We start from the raw sequence: 1986 nt of genomic DNA, 5'->3' as shown, positions 1-1986 counted from the left end.
AACCGCAGTATTTCATTCACTGCCATGTATTGGCGACATGGCTTTTTCCCACTTTACTTCCCTACTTGACCATAAGAAGAAACGGCGGTCGAGTGGCGTTTTCATTGGGATACCGCCAAAAAGCAAATAAATTCGGTGGATGGCTTGCTTATTTGATATTTTCAGTAATTATTTTCAGCACGCTGTATTTCACTATGCTCTGGCTTGTCGATTATCCCTTGACGCGCGGCGAGCGAGCCATCTGGGTGACCGCCGTTGCTCCATCCGCATTAATGATGTCGGGTGTGCTAGGGCTGGGGGTAATGCATATTTACATGACTCTTTTCTCAACTTTCTCAAATAAGGAGGTGCAGCAATGAGTTGCAATCAGGGCACGCAGAACGACCCTCAAGGCTGGCTTGGCGACGTTTCAAGTTCCGCACTCGATGGTCTTGATGCGCACATAGATGATCTGAAAGCGAGAGGGCTCACCCCTTCGATTATCGGCAAGGCGGGCGGTCCTGTTGGTGATGTCTATGACATTTATCAGATCGGCAAGGCTGCCATGGAAGGCGGCTGGACTCCGGCACGGTCTACGACAACCTGGCCATGGCGCACCCGCACGCCAGCTTCGAGGACGTGATCGCAGCCTGCAAGGCGGCGGAAATCCACGAGGTGATCGAGAAGCTGCCGCAGGGCTACCAGACCGAGATCGGCGAGCGCGGCACCGGGCTATCGGGCGGGCAGCGCCAGCGCATTGCCATTGCCCGCGCGCTGCTCAAGCGTCCCAAGGTGCTGATCTTCGACGAGGCGATTTCGAACCTGGATCAACAGACCGCCGAGCACTTCGCGCAGACCATCAACCGACTCAAGGGCAAGGTGACGATGATTTTTATCACGCACCAAGTGCCCAAGAGCTTGCAAGTGGATGAGGTGGTCAATATGGGGCAGCATGCCATGAGTTTGGTGAAGGAGGAAACGTGATCAACAAACATGCAATTGATAGGACTTATAAATTATCAAAGATTTGTGCCATTGGCTCTTTGGCTGTACTAATTCCCTTTCTTGCTTACGGCATATGGAGCGATGTAACCCGGCATCCTGAACCGATTTCTCGAATTTTCTATGATGTCGAGTTTCGGGTTTTTGGATCAGCCAAATCCCCCCCCACCATTGTCCTTTCCAGCAATGGGAGCAAGGTGTTCTTCGCTGATTGCAACAGCCTGAAAGAATTGGTTTGCGATGATGAAGATTACTGGAAAAAGTGGCATTCAGCCAAGCAAATCGAGGCTGTTGAGATAGGTGCGAATCGCGGCATTATTAAATCCATTTCGGCGGATGCAAGCAAAAGCATATCTATCGATAGTGCAGACATAAATGCGTGGATTACAGAGAGCAATCGTACTCCATGGCAAGGAATTTGTGGTCTATCAATAGTGCTTTTCTTATCAATCACACTCCTCGCCATTTCTCGGCTTCTCCAATCCAAATTTTCTGAAGGAGAGTAAAAATGTCCAACCCAACTACCGTAACGCTTGTTCTAAACAACTTGAGCGGCAAAGCTGGCGCGATAGATGGTGCAATTAATGCCTCAGTCAGCGCACAAAATAACCAAACAGGCGCGACCATCGCCGGAACGATTACCGCAGTCGGCAGTGCTGCCGGCATGTTCCCAGGAAAGTTTGCCGGTCCCGTCGGTGGTTTTGCCGTGACAATGGCTAATTTGACCAAAACGGGGTTTGATGGGTCCAAATTGACCATAGGCGACATTCTGACCATTGGAGCTGGTATTGCCGGGCTTGTTGGTGCACCTTTGATTGGCTTTGGACTCAGCGTTGCGGGACTTGGATGGACCATTTACTCATTGAACAACCCGGAAGCTGGCTTGACGATCGAACAGTTGCTTGAACGACTGAGACTGGTTCCAGCCGACTCCGCCGTTGAAGACATCAAGAACAAAACCCGCACCGCCTCCAATTTTGCCTCGCCTATCGTGCTCGACCTGGA

At 51.0% G+C, this 1986-nt stretch carries 5 protein-coding genes; all 5 read left to right on the top strand.

The features are described 5' to 3' along the window. The coding region (locus AAV94_RS14760) for a hypothetical protein (RefSeq protein ID WP_231731153.1) at window positions 1–359 on the top strand (359 nt) is incomplete at its 5' end. After that, window positions 356–622 carry a hypothetical protein gene (locus AAV94_RS14755; RefSeq protein WP_156167836.1) on the top strand — a complete coding sequence of 89 codons (267 nt, stop codon included), beginning with the start codon at window positions 356–358 and terminating at the stop codon, window positions 620–622. The genes AAV94_RS14760 and AAV94_RS14755, both read left to right, overlap by 4 nt. Further along, window positions 589–963, top strand: coding sequence for an ATP-binding cassette domain-containing protein (locus tag AAV94_RS00015; protein WP_046740284.1), 375 nt, complete (start codon window positions 589–591; stop codon window positions 961–963). Before AAV94_RS14755 ends, AAV94_RS00015 begins: the two co-directional genes overlap by 34 nt. Next, entirely contained in the window at window positions 960–1487 is a 528-nt protein-coding gene (locus tag AAV94_RS14750; RefSeq protein WP_156167834.1) for a hypothetical protein, read from the top strand. Before AAV94_RS00015 ends, AAV94_RS14750 begins: the two co-directional genes overlap by 4 nt. Window positions 1488–1489: 2 nt before the next feature. Continuing rightward, the coding region (locus AAV94_RS14745) for a hypothetical protein (RefSeq protein WP_197407967.1) at window positions 1490–1986 on the top strand (497 nt) is incomplete at its 3' end.

The organism is Lampropedia cohaerens (genome assembly GCF_001005215.1).
GTDB lineage: Bacteria > Pseudomonadota > Gammaproteobacteria > Burkholderiales > Burkholderiaceae_C > Lampropedia > Lampropedia cohaerens.
The sequence above is the reverse complement of the archived record's forward strand: the minus strand, read 5'-3'. Positions and strand labels throughout refer to the sequence as shown.